The sequence below is a fragment of the uncultured Methanobrevibacter sp. genome (assembly GCF_905235195.1).
Lineage (GTDB): Archaea > Methanobacteriota > Methanobacteria > Methanobacteriales > Methanobacteriaceae > Methanarmilla.
This window is the reverse complement of sequence record NZ_CAJOKH010000052.1, coordinates 1-17,084: the sequence shown is the minus strand read 5'-3', so window position 1 is coordinate 17,084 and position 17,084 is coordinate 1. Positions and strand designations below refer to the sequence as shown.

The 17,084-nt window shown below is 25.6% G+C and carries 14 protein-coding genes and 1 pseudogene; 10 read left to right on the top strand and 5 right to left on the bottom strand.

Going from position 1 to position 17,084, the window contains the following annotated elements:
• Positions 1-252: 252 nt before the first annotated feature.
• From QZ146_RS06985 to QZ146_RS06975, 3 genes and pseudogenes are all read left to right on the top strand, one after another.
• A complete protein-coding gene (locus QZ146_RS06985; protein ID WP_295722991.1) occupies positions 253-1,137 on the top strand; it encodes a protein translocase subunit SecF in 885 nt (294 codons plus the stop codon).
• On the top strand, positions 1,134-2,360 hold the full coding sequence (locus QZ146_RS06980) for a preprotein translocase subunit SecD (RefSeq protein WP_295722990.1): 1,227 nt from the start codon (positions 1,134-1,136) through the stop codon (positions 2,358-2,360). The genes QZ146_RS06985 and QZ146_RS06980 overlap by 4 nt, the downstream gene beginning before the upstream one ends.
• A 137-nt stretch (positions 2,361-2,497) precedes the next feature.
• A pseudogene (locus QZ146_RS06975) lies at positions 2,498-3,397 on the top strand (transposase); the annotation flags it as partial.
• Between the two features lie 203 nt (positions 3,398-3,600).
• Here the strand turns inward: QZ146_RS06975 and QZ146_RS06970 are convergent.
• Complete coding sequence (locus QZ146_RS06970; RefSeq protein WP_295722988.1) at positions 3,601-3,732, bottom strand: hypothetical protein; 132 nt, start codon at positions 3,730-3,732, stop codon at positions 3,601-3,603.
• 310 nt (positions 3,733-4,042) lie between these two features.
• On the opposite strand from QZ146_RS06970, the gene pyrI reads away from it, so the two are divergent.
• The 3 genes from pyrI (at position 4,043) to QZ146_RS06955 (ending at position 5,927) form a co-directional block, all read left to right on the top strand.
• A complete protein-coding gene (pyrI, locus tag QZ146_RS06965; protein ID WP_295722986.1) occupies positions 4,043-4,513 on the top strand; it encodes an aspartate carbamoyltransferase regulatory subunit in 471 nt (156 codons plus the stop codon).
• Positions 4,514-4,688: 175 nt separating this feature from the next.
• Positions 4,689-5,399: a M48 family metallopeptidase gene (locus QZ146_RS06960; protein ID WP_295722984.1), complete on the top strand. Its 711-nt coding sequence runs from the start codon at positions 4,689-4,691 to the stop codon at positions 5,397-5,399.
• A gap of 144 nt (positions 5,400-5,543) precedes the next feature.
• A complete protein-coding gene (locus QZ146_RS06955) occupies positions 5,544-5,927 on the top strand; it encodes a hypothetical protein (protein WP_295722982.1) in 384 nt (127 codons plus the stop codon).
• A 213-nt stretch (positions 5,928-6,140) separates the two neighbouring features.
• On the opposite strand, the gene QZ146_RS06950 is transcribed toward QZ146_RS06955, so the two are convergent.
• The 3 genes from QZ146_RS06950 to QZ146_RS06940 all read right to left on the bottom strand — a co-directional run bounded on the left by QZ146_RS06950 (position 6,141) and on the right by QZ146_RS06940 (position 9,373).
• Positions 6,141-6,656 carry a hypothetical protein gene (locus tag QZ146_RS06950; protein ID WP_295722981.1) on the bottom strand — a complete coding sequence of 172 codons (516 nt, stop codon included), beginning with the start codon at positions 6,654-6,656 and terminating at the stop codon, positions 6,141-6,143.
• A gap of 597 nt (positions 6,657-7,253) precedes the next feature.
• On the bottom strand, positions 7,254-8,462 hold the full coding sequence (locus tag QZ146_RS06945) for a GMC family oxidoreductase N-terminal domain-containing protein (RefSeq protein ID WP_295722980.1): 1,209 nt from the start codon (positions 8,460-8,462) through the stop codon (positions 7,254-7,256).
• A gap of 269 nt (positions 8,463-8,731) precedes the next feature.
• Positions 8,732-9,373, bottom strand: a complete 642-nt coding sequence (locus QZ146_RS06940) for a hypothetical protein (protein ID WP_295722979.1) — start codon at positions 9,371-9,373, stop codon at positions 8,732-8,734.
• A gap of 1,318 nt (positions 9,374-10,691) precedes the next feature.
• On the opposite strand from QZ146_RS06940, the gene QZ146_RS06935 reads away from it, so the two are divergent.
• Positions 10,692-12,059, top strand: coding sequence for a TldD/PmbA family protein (locus QZ146_RS06935; RefSeq protein ID WP_295722977.1), 1,368 nt, complete (start codon positions 10,692-10,694; stop codon positions 12,057-12,059).
• Positions 12,060-12,565: 506 nt separating this feature from the next.
• Positions 12,566-13,132, top strand: a complete 567-nt coding sequence (locus tag QZ146_RS06930; protein WP_295722975.1) for a TIGR00296 family protein — start codon at positions 12,566-12,568, stop codon at positions 13,130-13,132.
• Between the two features lie 353 nt (positions 13,133-13,485).
• On the opposite strand, the gene QZ146_RS06925 is transcribed toward QZ146_RS06930, so the two are convergent.
• Positions 13,486-14,997 carry an MFS transporter gene (locus tag QZ146_RS06925; RefSeq protein WP_295722973.1) on the bottom strand — a complete coding sequence of 504 codons (1,512 nt, stop codon included), beginning with the start codon at positions 14,995-14,997 and terminating at the stop codon, positions 13,486-13,488.
• A gap of 672 nt (positions 14,998-15,669) precedes the next feature.
• On the opposite strand from QZ146_RS06925, the gene QZ146_RS06920 reads away from it, so the two are divergent.
• Positions 15,670-16,707, top strand: coding sequence for an NOG1 family protein (locus tag QZ146_RS06920; RefSeq protein WP_295722968.1), 1,038 nt, complete (start codon positions 15,670-15,672; stop codon positions 16,705-16,707).
• Positions 16,708-16,781: 74 nt separating this feature from the next.
• The gene (locus QZ146_RS06915; RefSeq protein WP_295722965.1) at positions 16,782-16,997 is read left to right on the top strand and encodes a nucleotidyltransferase domain-containing protein; all 216 of its coding nucleotides are present in this window, start codon (positions 16,782-16,784) and stop codon (positions 16,995-16,997) included.
• Positions 16,998-17,084: the final 87 nt, after the last annotated feature.

Sequence of the window (17,084 nt, the reverse complement as noted above, 5' to 3'; positions counted from 1 at the left end):
AGATTTAGAACAAAACAAGGTATATTTAACCAAATATTCAACAGAAAAAATGGGTGGATGAAAAAAATAAAATCCCAACTAACAAAATGACAAAGCCCTATAAAATTATAAAACATTATATATTAACAACAATAAATATAAATTGTTAATATGATTATTGAAATTATATTAAATTTTTATTTAAATTTAAAAATAAATATTATATATTTTTATTTAAATTATTAAAATTTTAAGAAAATAGTCAGGTGGATTATGTTAGAAAAATTTATGGACAACTATAAATTATTAATAATCGTTCCTATAATTGTGGCTATTATCGCATTTTCATCCCTTGCCACAATTGGTATTGAACCAGGTATAGATTTAAAGGGAGGTACTATGGCGGAAGTTAACCTTAATAAGGATATGAGTTCTCCAGAAATTACAAGTTTACTGCACACTTCATTGCATATTGATGAAGTAAAAATTATAACAAATAACAATCGCCATGTTACTGTAGAATTATCTGATAATGTAGAAATAGGGCAATTTAAGGAAGCCTTAGAAGGCGTTGGAACCGTTTCAAGTTTTAACACAGTAGGACCAGTATTATCCGAAGAAGCAATGGGTCAAGTTTATTGGGCTATTTTATTTGCATTTATATTTATGGCAATTACAGTTATACTTGTATTTAAACAAATAGTTCCGGCATTAGCAGTTATTTTATCTGCATTTTTAGATATCCTGTTTGCAGCAGGAGGAATGGCTGCTCTTAAAGTCCCGTTATCTATTGCATCTGTAGGTGCATTATTGATGTTAATAGGTTATAGTGTAGATACAGATATTATGCTGACAACGCGTCTTTTAAAACGTAAAAATGGAACTGAAGTTGAAAGAGCAAGTGAAGCAATGAAAACAGGTTTAACAATGTCTTTTGCAGCAATAGCTGCTATGATTGTATTATATGTTGTAACCGTTTATACTATGCCTCAAGCTAGAACTTTAAGTGAAATTTCAATTGTTTTAATCCTTGGTTTAATAGCAGATATTCTTAATACATGGTTCTTAAACTTAGGTATATTAAGAAAATATATAGACTACCAAAGGAATAAAAAACAAGCCAAAAAAGATAAACTAAAGAATAAGGTGGTATCATGAGAAGAAAAAATGATCCTGCCGAATTCCTAAGAGATAAACGTGTACTTATTTTAATCATATGTCTTGTTGCAAGTATTATCTGCATTGGTACAATGGGAATACAACAAGGACTTGATTTGAAAGGTGGATCTGTTATCCAACTTCAACTTGAAAAACCAGTAGATAAAGACACAATGAATGTAGTCACTACTGTTTTAGATAAACGTTTAAACTTATATGGTATTAGTGATGTAAAAGTTAGACAAGGTGGGGATAGGCAAGTTGTTGTCGAAATGGCAGGTGCAACTCCAGAAGAAGTTGAGCGGCTGATTGGAAATCCTGGTGTATTTGAAGCCAAAATAGATAATAAAACAGTCCTTACCGGTTCTGATATTAGTAGTGTTGATATGTATCAGGTAAGTGGTCAGCACTGGAGTGTACCATTTAAACTTACACCACAAGGTGCTAAAAAATTCGCTGAAAATGCTAAAGGAAAAGCTAATCATGAAATATACATGTATTTAGATGGAAAACTCATTGATGACAATCCTCCAAAACTTTCAGCAGATTTAGCTAGTGGCGAACCTGCAACTGAACTTGAAGTAAGTGGTGGTGGAGATGACGAGAAAGATTGTAATAAAAAAGCAGATGAAATCTACACTGTTTTAAAGACAGGTTCTTTACCTGTAAAAATTAAAGTTATTGGTTCAAATACAGTTTCTGCTGAATTAGGTCAGAAATTTATGGAAGGAACTAGTATTGCAGCTATTCTCGCAATACTTGCAATATTTACAATTATTTACTTCAGATATAGAAAACCATTACTTGTTTTCCCAATTCTGTTTACAAGTTTGTCGGAGATTGTAATTGTTTTAGGTATAGCCTCTATTATACATTGGAATATAGATCTTGCCGCTATAGCAGGACTGATGGCTTCGGTAGGTACTGGAGTAGACGATCAAATCATTATTACTGATGAGGTTTTAGCTCACAAAGGAGAAAATGCAAAACGTAGACGAACAAGAACTAAAATGAATGTGGATAAAGCATTCTTCATTATTTTCGCATCTGCTGGTACTTTAATTGCAGCAATGTTACCATTAACCTATGTTGGTCTTGCAAGAGGTGCTAGTGGTATTGGTACTATTGCAGGTTTCGCATTTACTACCATTTTAGGTGTTCTTGTTGGTGTATTCATTAGTCGTCCTGCATATGCAAAATTCGTAGAAATATTTATCAAATAGATAAATATTTCTTATACTTTTTTTAAATCCCTAATTTTTATTTTATTTAATTTTTAACTACTTCTAAAAATTATGTGTCTGTAAAATTTTTAGGGGCCTGAATTTTTTCGAATAAAAATCAACATAATTACTCTTATTTTTATAATTTAACATGTCTTCCATTCATCTTAAATAAACTTGAATCTAAAGAAAAACTTCGAAGATACTTTAATATTTCTGAAGTTTTAAGTGTCAATCAAGTTTATAAAAATTTTTCACAACAAGACTCAAAAAAAATTAGTTAAATCATTAAACCACATTTAAATTCAAAAAATTATATTAGAAAAAGAAGAAAAAAGACTTTTATTGTTAATGCTACACCTGTGGACTCGGATATTAATTTCCATAGGAATAAAAAGACTAAAGAACATCTTGAAACATTGAATTTAAAATGGAGTTATTCTTCTTCAAAAAGATTTTATATTGGATTTAAAGCAACTGTTATCATTTATTTCGATAGTATGAACCCTGTTTCAATTTTAATCCATTCTGAAACTTCCAATAATGCAAAACTTTTTGACAAAATTATAGAAAATCTTCAAAAAAGACGTATTATCCGAAAAGGAGACACATTAATTTTTGACAAAGGTTACTACAGCTATAAAAAAAACTACCAATTAGGAATTAGCAAAATATAAAATCATTCCTTTTATTTTTCCAAAAGACAATTTTAAAAGAAACAAACTAAATGACCAATTATCCTATCCATTACCATCTTTTATGAAAATAAAGAAAATTAAAACAGAAAAAAGATTTTTTAAGAATTTAAAAATGAATTATTAAAAAAATTAGATAATTGGAAAAATTTCAAATCAATTAAAGGAAAAATAGAAGATTTTTTCAAATTCCTCAAACAAGGATTTAATTTAAGAGAAATACATAAATACACACCAAAATCAGTTGAAAAAACTGTGCATTTGAATGTATTTTTAGGAGCCTTAATCATATCTCTAGAATTTAACTCAAAAACAGCCATACAACAATTGTCCGAGAAATGAAAAATTCAGACCCCTAGACAATTAATAACAATTAAGTCCCCTCTACCATTTGAAATATCTGCTTGCTCATTATCTTCAAATATACAGTTTAACAATATTATTTTCATCTTCCAAGATATTTCCAGCTTTAGTGTTTTATCATAAAGAGAATCATCAACTGAATTTTCACTTTGGGCTACATCACTAGAATTTTCTTGAACTGTTTATGTAGATACATGATTTATTGCATCGGTTGTTGTATCTATAGCTACATCCTCCGTTGCACTTACTGTACTTAAAAGACAGATAAGAATAGCTAAAAATACCATTATTACTCTAATACTTTTAACATTCATTTTGCTTTTCTCCTTAAACTAGTAAAGAATATTTTAAAAAATTTCTAATATAACCTACTTAATTATCAAGAATAGTTTAAAAAAAATAAAATATACATTACAAATATTATATATAAAAATATTATTATATATAATTTATCTTAACTGAGAAATTGAAAACTTGAAAAGATTAAAAAATGCAAATACAAAAATACAAGAGACATAAAACTATACTCGAAATATTAAAAAATAATAAAAGACATAAGTAAAATTAAGTAAATTTTTTAAAACATTACATTTAAATTATATAAAAAAAATCATGTGATAAAATATGAAGCGTCCAGATTTAAAAATTAAACCGATTAAAAATGGTACTGTAATCGACCATATTACAGTGAATAAATCCTTATATATACTAAAAATTTTAGGTCTTCCAAGTAAAGATGCAAAGGATGTTACTGTAGCAATGAACGTATCTTCTGGAGAAATAGGGAGAAAAGACATTATAAAAATTGAAAATAGAGAACTAAATCACGGTGAAATAGATCAACTTGCATTGATTGCTCCTCAAACTACACTCAATATTATACGAAACTATGAGATAATAGAAAAAAATAAGGTTCAACTTAAAGATGAACTTGAAGGCATTATTAAATGTACCAATTCCAAATGTATTTCAAACAAAACAAATGAACCTATTGAAAGCAAATTTAAAGTTATAAATGAATCACCTGCAGAACTTAGATGCAAATATTGTGATAGAATCATCAAATCAGAAGATATTGAAGCACAGTTTGAATAAATTTATTTCAATTTTTTTATTACTTAAAATTATTTTACTAGTATTTTTTAGTTAAAAATTTTATTAGTTAAAATTATTTTACTAGTATTTTTTAGTTAAAAATTTTATTAGTTAAAATTATTTTACTAACTTTTTTACTTAATATTTTTAATAATAACCCACCATAAATGATAAAATGACCTACACAATAGAAATAGAAGATATAGAAATAAGTGTAGAGAAAAAGAAAATAAAACATATGTACCTTAAAGTACGAAAAGACGGAAAAGTTAAAATATCAGCACCACACACCATAAAAAAAGATCAAATTATAGAATTTAGCAAGTCAAAGTTAGAATGGATTAGATTAAAACAAAAAGAAATTTTAAAAACTAATCAATCACTAGAACTTAAAAAATTAAATTACATAAATGGTGAAACATTATATCTTTGGGCAGAACCATATACTCTAAAGTTAATTGAAAAAAATAAAAACCATAAAAAACCATTTATCAAGGATAACACAATTTATTTACCAATTAATCCCATTAATACCAATTTTAAAAAAAGAGAAAAAGCCATAACAGAATATTATAGAAGTGAAATTAAAAGAAAAATAGAAAATATTATTGAAGACTGTATTAATATAGTAGGAAAGAAGCCTAATGAGTGGAGAGTAAAAAATATGAAAACCCGTTGGGGAACATGTAATGTGAAAGAAAAGCGTATATGGATCAATCTCCAACTTGCAAAATGGCCAGAAGAATGTTTAAAATATGTCATAATACATGAATTAACTCATCTTTACATAGCAAATCATAGCAAAGAATTTAAAAACTTGATGGACAAATTTTACCCTAATTGGAGGGAAATAAAAGAAATACTTAAAAAGAGAAAATATGCTTAAATTGAATTGAAAAAAATTAATCTTTAAGATATTAAAAATTTAATATAATCTTGAAAAATTATGGAATTTATAATTAAATATATATTTTAAAATAATAAAATTATAATTATATTATATTAATTCACTACATAGGGAGGTAATAAATTGGTTAGTAAAAAAGCAGTTGTAGGAATTATTTTATTAATTCTAATTGTTATATGTGGAGGATATCTTTTTTCCACTCAAAATGACAACGATATGTTCCAAAAAAATAATAACACTAATGCTACAAGTAATGTAACTAATAGCACTAACATAACAAATGTTACTTCAAATATTACTAATACAAGTGATTTAAATGATACATTTAATGAAACACTTGACAAAAATGATACTAACAGTGCTACTGATGCAGGAGATATTGTTCACAAACAAGTATTCACAGTTACAGAAGATACTGTAGGCCAAAATGAAGGTATGGAACCTGGAACCTATGTATTATACTATACTGAAAATGATGGCCCAATAAAAGTTGAAAAAATCGCTTAAATATTTAATTTTTTATATAATTACAGTTATTAGAATATACTAATAACTGCATATTCTAATTTTTTTAAAATTAATATAATTTAATATATTTTTCTTTTAAAAACAATACTCTTAATATTATAGTCTTTTTTTATAAGATTATAAAATTTAATAATATAAACTTTTTTTTATAAGATTATAGAATTAAATATATATCTTAATTTTTAAAAAGAATTATAACTTAATATTATATCTTTTTTCCAATACTTCAATTTCTGTTTCAAGATTTTCAGCTTCAGGAGAATTTTCATCAATCTTTTCAATTTCACCATCAGAAGTAGATTCCTCTTTTTTAGATTGATTTTTTTTAATATCAATTTTTTCCTTTTTGGATTTATCTTCATCTGATTTTTTAGTGCTTTTAGTAGATTTTTTATTTTTTCTTCTGGTTTTAGTTTTAGGTTTTTTAGAAGTTCTAGATCTACTCTTCCTTTGAGATTTTGAAACAGATTCTTCTTGATTTAAATCTTCATCTCCAATTAACTCTTGTTTAATTGAATCTTTAAGTGAATTAATTAACTCATCATTAACAACTAAATTATTTTCTCCACTTTCATTTTTAATTAATTGAAGTTCATCGTAAGCATTCATTAATTTGATGATAACATCACTATAAGACTCATCCATATTGCCATAATTTGTTAATCTTTTCTTAACCTCAATAGGAATTGAAATTGTAGTTCTAACCATAAGATTCACCTTGAGAAAATAAATCTTAATAATTGAAAAAATTTTAAAAAATAATAAATTAATTTAATAAGATTTTTTTTAATCTCTAAATATAATATTGTCTAAGTTTATATATAAATCTTATGAAATGAATATATTTTATATATATAATAAATTCTATACATATAGATTTTTTTTTAATGATTTTTTATTTTAATAGAAAAAAAATATTTAAGTTGAAAATAAATCGACTAAATAATAGAATTCAAATTAAAATATTAATTTATATTATAAAATACTTTTTTAAGAAAAATTATTGCATTTTATTATTGTATTATAATACCAAATATTGAAAAATTTTTAAAAAAAATGATTAAAATTAATTAAAAAAAATAATATAAAAACTAGATAGAAACTAGATAAAAGAAAAAAATAGATTTAAATAGATGAAAACGGATAAATAGAAAAAATAGATAAAAACTAAATAAATAAAAACTGAATAATAATAGATAAAACTAGAAAAAATAAATAAAACTAGATAAAACAAAGAGAATAATAAAAAATACTAAAATGAATAAGAATAGACAAAAATAAATGAAAAATAATAATAAAAAAAGATTAAGATAGGTTTTCAATTAAATGTTTAGAAAGCCTTTTTGATAGAGCCAATATTGTAAGTATTGGAGGAATCCCTGGAGCTTCAGGTAAAACAGATCCATCAGAAACATATAAACCATCAACACCTGTTTTAAGATTTTTATCTACAATACGACCTATAGGTGCAGTGCTACCTGGATGAGCACTTCTTAAAACTGTAGAAACAAAAATAGATTCTGCTCCTGCATTTTGCAATATTGCACCAGCAGTTGCAACACCTTCTGCTATATACTGAACATCCCTTATTGAATTTATTTTAACTATTTCATTTTCATTTACATATCCTAATGATTCATCAGGGATTTTAACCATAATTCCCATTAAATCTTCAGGATTAATTCCATCAACAGCACAATCATCAAGATATTTGGTAGAATAATGTGGAGAAAGAACAAAATGATCTCCTTTAACAAGTCCTGCCATAGTAACTTCCTTATTAAATCCAATACCTTTTTTAACACAAGCAACAGTTACAAATGGATCTGTAGAGAAATTTTCACCTGCAGGTATACCTATCTTTTGTAAAAGTCTTGCATCACTTACTGCACCAGATGCTAAAATAACCAAATCATCCCCTATTATTTCAAGCTTACCTTCTTTTGTACAGGTTTCAACGGCTTTAATTTTATTATCCTTAACTATGAGATTTGTAACTTCCCTATCACTAATTAATTTTGCACCATTTTTAACAGCTTCTTTTGTAAAGTCTGCTGCAGTCCATTTTGCATCATTTGGACATCCATATGCACATTTACCACATTGAATACATTTATCTTCATAAATAAATTTAGGCATTTTTATTGGATTTAATCCCAATTCTTCTGCAGAATCTAAAAATAATTGAGTACCTTTACCAATATGACTATCATCTAATTGATGTACATTTAACTCTTTTTCAAGTTCATCATATTCACATGTCAAATCAATACCAAATTTTTCAAACATATCTCCTGTGTATCTTACAGCATTTCCTGCAGAAACTATTGTATTTCCACCTACACAAGTTGTTGTTAGAAGATCCATTCCCTTAACTGGCTTATCATAATAATTAAATGCATCTTTACTTTCAACCAATGGACCTTTTTCAATTATGGTCACTGGAATATTTGCTTTAGAAAGTTCCAATGCAAGAATAGCTCCACCTGCACCAGAACCAATTATAATTGCCATTTATCTCACCATTTTTAATAATTTAATTGTTTATTTGCAATTTAAAGATAAATAAATTAATTTTTTAAAAATTTAATATAATTATTATATTATTACTATATAAATAATAATATTTTATAGTTGAAATCATAGTTTTTATAACTATTGTTATAATATTTATTATATTATAAGTTTTATAAAAAGGTTTTCATTAGATTATTTTAAAGTAAATAAAATCAGAAATAAGTCTTAAAAATTAAATTGAAATAATGACTCTAATATAATTAAATTCAAAAGTCATCATAATCAAGAATTGAAATTTGAGCATTTCTAATATTTTGTTTTTTACTTAAACCATTATTTTCTAAAGTGAAACTACCGTCATCTTCCTCAACAATTTGATAACCATCAGCAGGAGTTAAATAAACATCTCTCCAAAGTTTATCTTTACCACTTACACCATCAAAATCAGCATCACATCCACCTAATGACATATCACAAGTGATTTCCCCTTCAGGAACAGTGTTTGATCTTGAAGTATCTTTTGGAGTATCTGTTAATGTACCATATTTATGACAAAATGGACAATAATTAACCCATGTTCTAGTATAATGTTTATATTCTAGACCAGTTTCAACACTTGGCATCATATAAACTGTAATGGTAGAAACATTTCTACTTACTACTTCACCCTTATCATCAGTATAATTAGTAGTATGATTAGTAATATTACTAGTGGTATTTGTAATATTTTTAGTTTTAGTAGGGTTTGTATGGTTAGTATGGTTAGTTTTAGTATGGTTAGCTGTTGTATTGTTAACTGAAGAATTTAATTTATACATATCCCCAATAATAATAGCCTCATCATCATCTATTTCTTCTGCATAAACTGTAGCAATACATACAACAATAGCTAATAACATAAAAATCATTAGAATCAATAATTTTGAGTGATTTCTCAAAATATTTCCCTCCAATATAACAAAAATTTTAATTTTTACAAATTTAAGAAATTTTAAGATATATTAAATAAATAAAAATTAAAGTTTTTTAATTAATAATAGTTTTAAAATTTTTAAAATCATAAATTATAAGTTATAAGTTCTTAAAATTTCCTTAAAGAACTATATCCTACCTATAAAATTATTAATAATCATATATAAAAGTTTTGAAAAATCATAAAAAAATCTAATTTTAAGCTTTTAAATTTAAAATTAAGAAAGGATTATGATTTAAATTAATGAATAAGCAATAATTGTAATAAGCTAAATTTGGATATTTCAACTTATAAATAAATAAAAAGAAATTTAAGAAAAATATAAAATTTAAAAATTAAAAAGATAAAGATTAAAATCTATAGAAATAAATCAAATAGGATAGATGAAGAATTTATAAGAAATATAAAGAATATTAAGGATTTATATTAAATTATAGAAAATAATAACTTTTTTTATAAAAAATAAAGCCCTATTTAATTTGGATTTAATCTAAAAAGAAAAATATTACTGAAAATTGAATTAAATTATCAAAAATAATTTTAATTAGAAATTATTGAAATTTAGATAAAATTAAAGCTAAAAAAATAAATTTATTAAAAATCTAATAAAAATATTGTAATATTTTTCTCAAATATTAAAAAAACATATAATAAATAGTTATAATAATATAAAAACTATTTTAAATTTAATAAAATTATTTTAAATAATATACAAATTTAAATTAAAATACATTAATTTCAAATATTTAATAAAAAAACACAAGATCAAAAAATAAATAATTTATAACTTATAACATATATTTCAAGTGTAAAAACAAGTTTTCAAAAGTCTATTAAATATAGATATTTTATTTAAACTATGATCAAAATAATTTTTATTAAATAATCATTTCATAAAAATTAAATTTATGAAAAATATAAAAAATTTACTGATTGTTTTAAATATAAGTAATTTTAAATTGATTTTAAAAAAGTATAATAATATAAAAAAATATAAATTATTATAAAAAATAATAAAAATCTTAAAATATATTATAAAGATAAGACTATTTTAATAAGTTAAATAAATAAGCACTAGAAAAAATATGTTATTTCTTGATAATATGATAAAAAAACACTAAATTATCAAATAATTTTTTAAAACAAAAGGTTTAAATGAAAATAAAATAGAATTTATTTATAATAAATATTATAATATAATTTAATAATATTAATAATAAATCAAAATGTTTAAAAAAAATGCAGGTTTTATAATGGAATTTAATATAGAGGATATTAATAAACTTATTAGAAAAATAGAATCTGAAGTAGATTATGTAGATATTCGTGCAGGTAAAGGAAATGGAACAAGCATTGTTATGAAAGATAATAAAATCCAAGAAATTAATACAGGAATAACAATAGGTGCAAGAATACAAGTTCTTAAAAATGGAGCATGGGGATTTGCATATACAAATGATTTAGGAAAACTTGAAGAAATATCTCAAACTGCAATATCAATTTCAAACCGTCTTAAAAGTGATGTGATCTTATCAGATGAAGAGGTAGTGGAAGATAAAATTAAAACAAATCGAAAAATTCCAGTTTCATCTGTAGATATTGAAGATAAAATAGACCTTATTAAAGATACTAGTAAAGCTGCAGAATTAAAAAATATAACAAGTATTGGAGTAAAGTATTCAGACAGCGAATCCGAAACCATATTTGCAAATAGTCAAGGAACAAATATTGAAATGGATGAAACTAGAGTTGGAATGTGGTTAAATACTATTGCAAGTAGTGGTGATTTGATTCAAATAGGTCATGACAGTCTTGGAGGTGCAAAAGGATACGAAGTTATAAAAGATGCAGACATAGAATCTTTTTCAAGAAAAACTGCAGAAACTGCAAATAGACTACTTACTGCCGAAGCAGCTCCAAGTGGAAAATTTCCAATAGTTACAGACAATGCCCTAACAGGTGTAATGATTCATGAAGCATTAGGTCATGCAGTTGAAAGTGATTTGATTCTTCAAGACGATTCAATATTAAAAGACAAATTAAATACAAAAATTGGAAGCGAACTTGTAAATATTTATGATGATCCTACTATGGATGCATTTGGACATTATGAATATGACTGTGAAGGAGTAAAAACCTTTAAAAACCATCTTGTAAAAGATGGCCAACTTGTATCACTATTATCCTCAAGAGAATCTGCTGGAAAATTATCAATGAAATCCTCAGCAAATGCAAGAAGTAGTATTTCAGATCAGTCCATTGTAAGAATGAGTAATACCTATCTTGAACCTGGAGACATGAGTTTTGAAGAGTTAATAGAAGATATTACAGAAGGAATATATCTTAAAGGTTCAAGAGGTGGACAAGTAGATACTGGAAAAGGTATTTTCCAATTTAATGCATCTGAAGCATTTATGATTAAAGATGGTGAGTTATCCACCCCACTACGTGATGTATCCTTAAGTGGAAATATTCTTGAAACACTTACCCATATTGATGGATTAGGTTCTGACTTTAAAACTACTGTAGGATTTTGTGGTAAAGATGGACAATTAGTACCTGTAGGGGATGGAGGTCCACATACAAGAATTCAAGATGCTGTAGTCGGAGGAAGTAATTAAATATTATTAAATATTATCTAATTTCAAAATTTTTTTATTCAAATTTTTAATAACATTTAATTTCTATTTCATTAATATTTGCATAGCTAATTAATTATACATTTAATGAAGACATATTATTATTTATAAAATATTAATTAATAAAATCAATATTTTCTATAAAAATTAAAAAAAGTATGATATTCTTAATTTAAATCCATAACTCATTTTTATATGAAAAATAAAAAGCATCATAACTTTTAAAATTTACAAATGCAAAACACTTAAAAAAAAAGTGCAAAACACTTAAATGAAAAAGTGCAAAACACTTAAATGAGAGTTATAAAAATAATCGAATATTTAAAAAGTATGTTGATAATGATTTAGATTCAAATTGACCAAATATTTGATGGTTTTAATGGTGTATCAAAACTACAAGTGAATAAAACATTATAACAGTTCTTTAAAATTATAAGACAAATACAAAACAGAATTATTTAAATCGAATATAATATTTAGGTGATAAAATGGCATTAACTGAAGAAGATGGACAATATCTTATTGATGTTGCTAGAGAATCTATTGAACTATACTTAGATAATAGAATTAAAATAGATGTTCCTTTTGAATGTCCAAAACATTTAAAAGAAAACCTTGGGGTATTTGTAACTTTAAACAAAAATCATAATCTTCGAGGATGTATTGGTTATCCAGAACCTGTAATGCCACTTATACAAGCAACAATAAATTCCGCTATTTCTGCTGCAGTTTCTGATAATAGATTTCCTATGGTAAGTATTGATGAACTTGAAGATATACAAATTGAATTAACTGTACTAACAAAACCTGAATTAATTGATACACCTAAAGAAGAGTATCTGGACAATATTATTATTGGTGAAGATGGATTAATAGTTGAAATGGGATTTAGTAGAGGACTGCTTCTTCCACAAGTAGCTACAGAAAACAATATGGATAAAGAAGAGTTTATATCACATACATGCCTTAAAGCAGGACTTTCCCCAAATAGCTGGATAGAAGATAATATTAAATTATATAAATTCCAAGGCCAAATATTTTATGAAAAAGAATAAGGAATATATATTATTTTTATTTATTTTAATTTATTTTTTTAAAAAACTATTAATTTTTCATATTTTAATTAATTTACTACTAAAATTAATTAACACCATTATATGAAAATAGAAATATTGCATAATTGGAAATATCTTAACTTCATTTTATAAAATGCAATTTATAGTGTAAAAAAAACTTTAGATGACATAATCTTAATTAAATTATATAATCCTAATAGGAATACATAAGATTATATAACACTAATAGAAATACCTGAAATTTTATAATCATAATAGTTAAAATTTGAAAAAAAATAAAACACCACTAAATTCTGCCACCTAAACTATTAAAAGAGAGGTAAACTCTCATTTTATTTAATAGTTTTATTTTTTATCCACATGGTTAGAATTAAAATAACACCTAACAGAGCAGCCAATACATACATTACAGATGCCATTGTATTTTGAATAATTATATCTGCAGTATTGACAGCAATACTATCTTGTGTATCTATAGTATCTAATTTTTGGAAGTGATTATAGACCTCTTGATGAAAATGCACATCTCCTGAATAACTAGGTGCATATGTATCGACTGCAGTACTAATACCCCCTACAACTCCAAGAATTAGAATTATTCCAATAATTGCAGTACCCAATGATGAACCTAATGTATCCCCAGTTGAAACAATTCCTGATGCATTATTTTGGCTTTCAGCAGGAATATCAAATAATGCAACATCTACAGTTAAAGCCATCATAAAACCAAGTCCTGCCCCAAGTAAAAACTGTCCTGGAATTAAATCAAACATTGTTGTATTTAATTTAAATTGATAACTTAAAATCAGACATCCGACGATAGATATTATACATCCTATTGCTAAGATTCTTTTATGATTCCGTTTTCCAATTAATCTTGGAGCGATCAATGAAAAAATAAGCAAACCCATACAAAACGGAATGGTAGCCAAACCCGTATCGAATGGATTTAACTGCCATACACTTTGGAAAAACAGAACCAATACAAATAATGTTCCAGATATTATAAGATTATATAATAACTTAATAGATACACCTACACGCAAATTTTTATCTCTAAGTAAATCAACATCAAGCAATGGAACCTTGCCTGTCCTTTTTCTTTTGAGTTCATACCATATAAAGGTTACCAAGACTAATAATCCCAAAACTATTTCAATTATACTGATATTAACCTTATTATTCAGAGTCAAAATACCTAGCACAAGCAAAACAAGACCTACAATGGAAATTATAGCACCAATAATATCCAAATCGTTTTTAGATTCTGTAGGTTTAAAATTAGGTATTTTATTTTGCATTCCTAAAATAAAGAAAATGATTATTAATTCGACTGCAAAAGTATATCTCCAACTGAAATAAGTTGTAATAACACCACCAAGGAGGGGAGCAAAAACATCTGCAATTGCTGTCACTATCGCCACAGTTGCCAAAGCAAATGTACGTTTTTTGCCAGAATAGGTTCCACTTATTATTGAAACTACGGCAGGTAGCATTAATGCCCCAGCAACACCATCAATCGCTGACCATCCAATAAAAAACATTATAGTATTTAAGCTTATTACTGTAGTAAATGTACCGATACCAAAAAGTATAGCACCAATTATAAACAGTTTCTTTTTATCAACTATGTCTTGAAGTTTGGTACTAAACAGTATTAATGCAGCAGTAATAAGAGTATAAAACGATACTATCATTTGAATGGTACTAACATCAGTATTCAAATCAACAACAATATGAGAAATACTAACATTCATAAAGGACTTATCTAATATTATAATAAATGAAGCACAAGCCACAACTATTAATGGAATCCACGAATTTTCTGTAGGCCTTTCATTCATATTTATTAATCCTCCAAATACAAAATTTAATAATATTTTAAATGAAGTATTAAGCATTCACAATAACTTTATATTTGATTTCACAAATAATTAAAATTTCTGATTGGATTTTTAATAGGCACATTCAAAAACTTATGTAATAATTTTTATTTTCCATTTTTTTATCTTAGAAGAACTCCCAATTGTATCTTCGTTTTCAAGCAGATAACTTACTTGGACATAAATAGTTTACTTGTGTTTGCTACACACATCTACTTCATAATAATTGGTTTTTTTCAATATTTAATTCTAACCTCTTCTCAAAAATTTAAAATAAACAATATTTTCCATTTCCCGAACTATATTATTAAGATTTATAAAAGACTAACTTTTAGATTTTTTATAATTCATTTTATATAATAGATTTATAATTAGCACTACTTATCGTGAGTGTTTATACAATCCTTAAATGATATCTATTTAATTTTTATAAGTATTATCATATTATTTTGCATTTTATGTTAATCGTTATTTTTTTACAAACAAACAACAGTTTATAATAAATATTTACCCTCTTTTAATTTCATGAATTTGCAACTTCATCCGCAAATTTAATTAAGCATCTCAATCAAAAATTATTATAGAAATCTTGAGAGAGAACAGTATAAGTAACTGATATTTAATGTGATAAAAATGATGATTCCAACAATACCAACTGTAGATGAGATTTTAGATAAAGGTTTTTCAAGAGGTAAAAAGGCAGCAGATATGAAAAGGTCTGAGAGAATGCCTAAACATGTTAAAGGTAAAAGAGTAGAAGAAGTAAGGGTTGTAACTGCATGTCAAGTTATTAAAGATAAACTTAAAATGATACTCGACCGTACCCCCAATATAGAAGAATTACCAGTATTTTATCAGGATTATATAGATATTACAGTTGGTGTTGATAGTATGAAACAAGCCCTTGGTGGAATAAACTGGGCATATGGTATTATTGCACAACTAGAAGATCAATACAGAAACAAAATTAGAAAATCTGCTCCTGATAGAGCAAGTAATCTTAGAAGTCAAGCATATGGTAGAATCTCATCTGTCATTAAAAAGATTGAAAAAGATCTTGATTTTTTAGACTTTGCAAAATCTAAACTTAGAAATATACCAACAATAAACTTTGAAGCGAGTACTGTTGTAATTGCAGGTTTTCCAAATGTTGGAAAATCTACACTCCTAAGACAGCTAACCGATGCTGAACCTGAAGTTGCAAATTATCCATTTACAACAAAAGGTATTCAAATAGGCCATATTGAAAGAAATTGGAAAGATATTCAAATCATTGATACACCAGGACTTCTTGATAGGCCTATTGGAGATATGAACGATATTGAATTGAATGCTATTGTTGCACTTGAAGATTTGGCCGATACAATACTATTTATTTTTGATGCATCAGAAACCTGTGGTTACTATCTTGAAAATCAGTATAATTTATACTGTGAAATAAAAAACATTTTTGACATTCCATTTATCCCACTATTTAATAAAATAGACCTTACAGAATATGAAAGTGAAGGGGAAAACTATGAATATATTAATGAATTTATTCAAAAAACAGAAGACCCTTTAATAATTTCAGCTTATGAAGGTAGCGGTATAGATACAATACTTAAAAAATTTGATAGTATTGAAAAAATACCTCGAGACCTAGAAGAAGATGATGAAGATTACTATTAAATTTTACTTATTTTTTGACATTTAGAAATTCTATTTAAATAGATATAAATTATTATCAAAAAAATACTTTTTTAGTGATTGTCAGGTATAATAGAATTGAGATTGTCCGTGAGTTTGCAAAGGCTATAAAATCCGATAAAATTAAAAAAATTATTTTGTTCGGTTCTGTTGCCCGCGAAGAGGATAATGAAGATTCAGATATTGATATTTTAATCATATCTAATGAATGGGAGCAAATTGATTCATTGATAACTGAAGAAGTATTCAATATTGTCCTAATAGGGTGCTAGATTATTTAGTACGAGAAACTTGCACAAAACTCTTATTTTTACTAAATTCAATTAATTTAATTTAATTTTATAATGGTGTTTTCATAA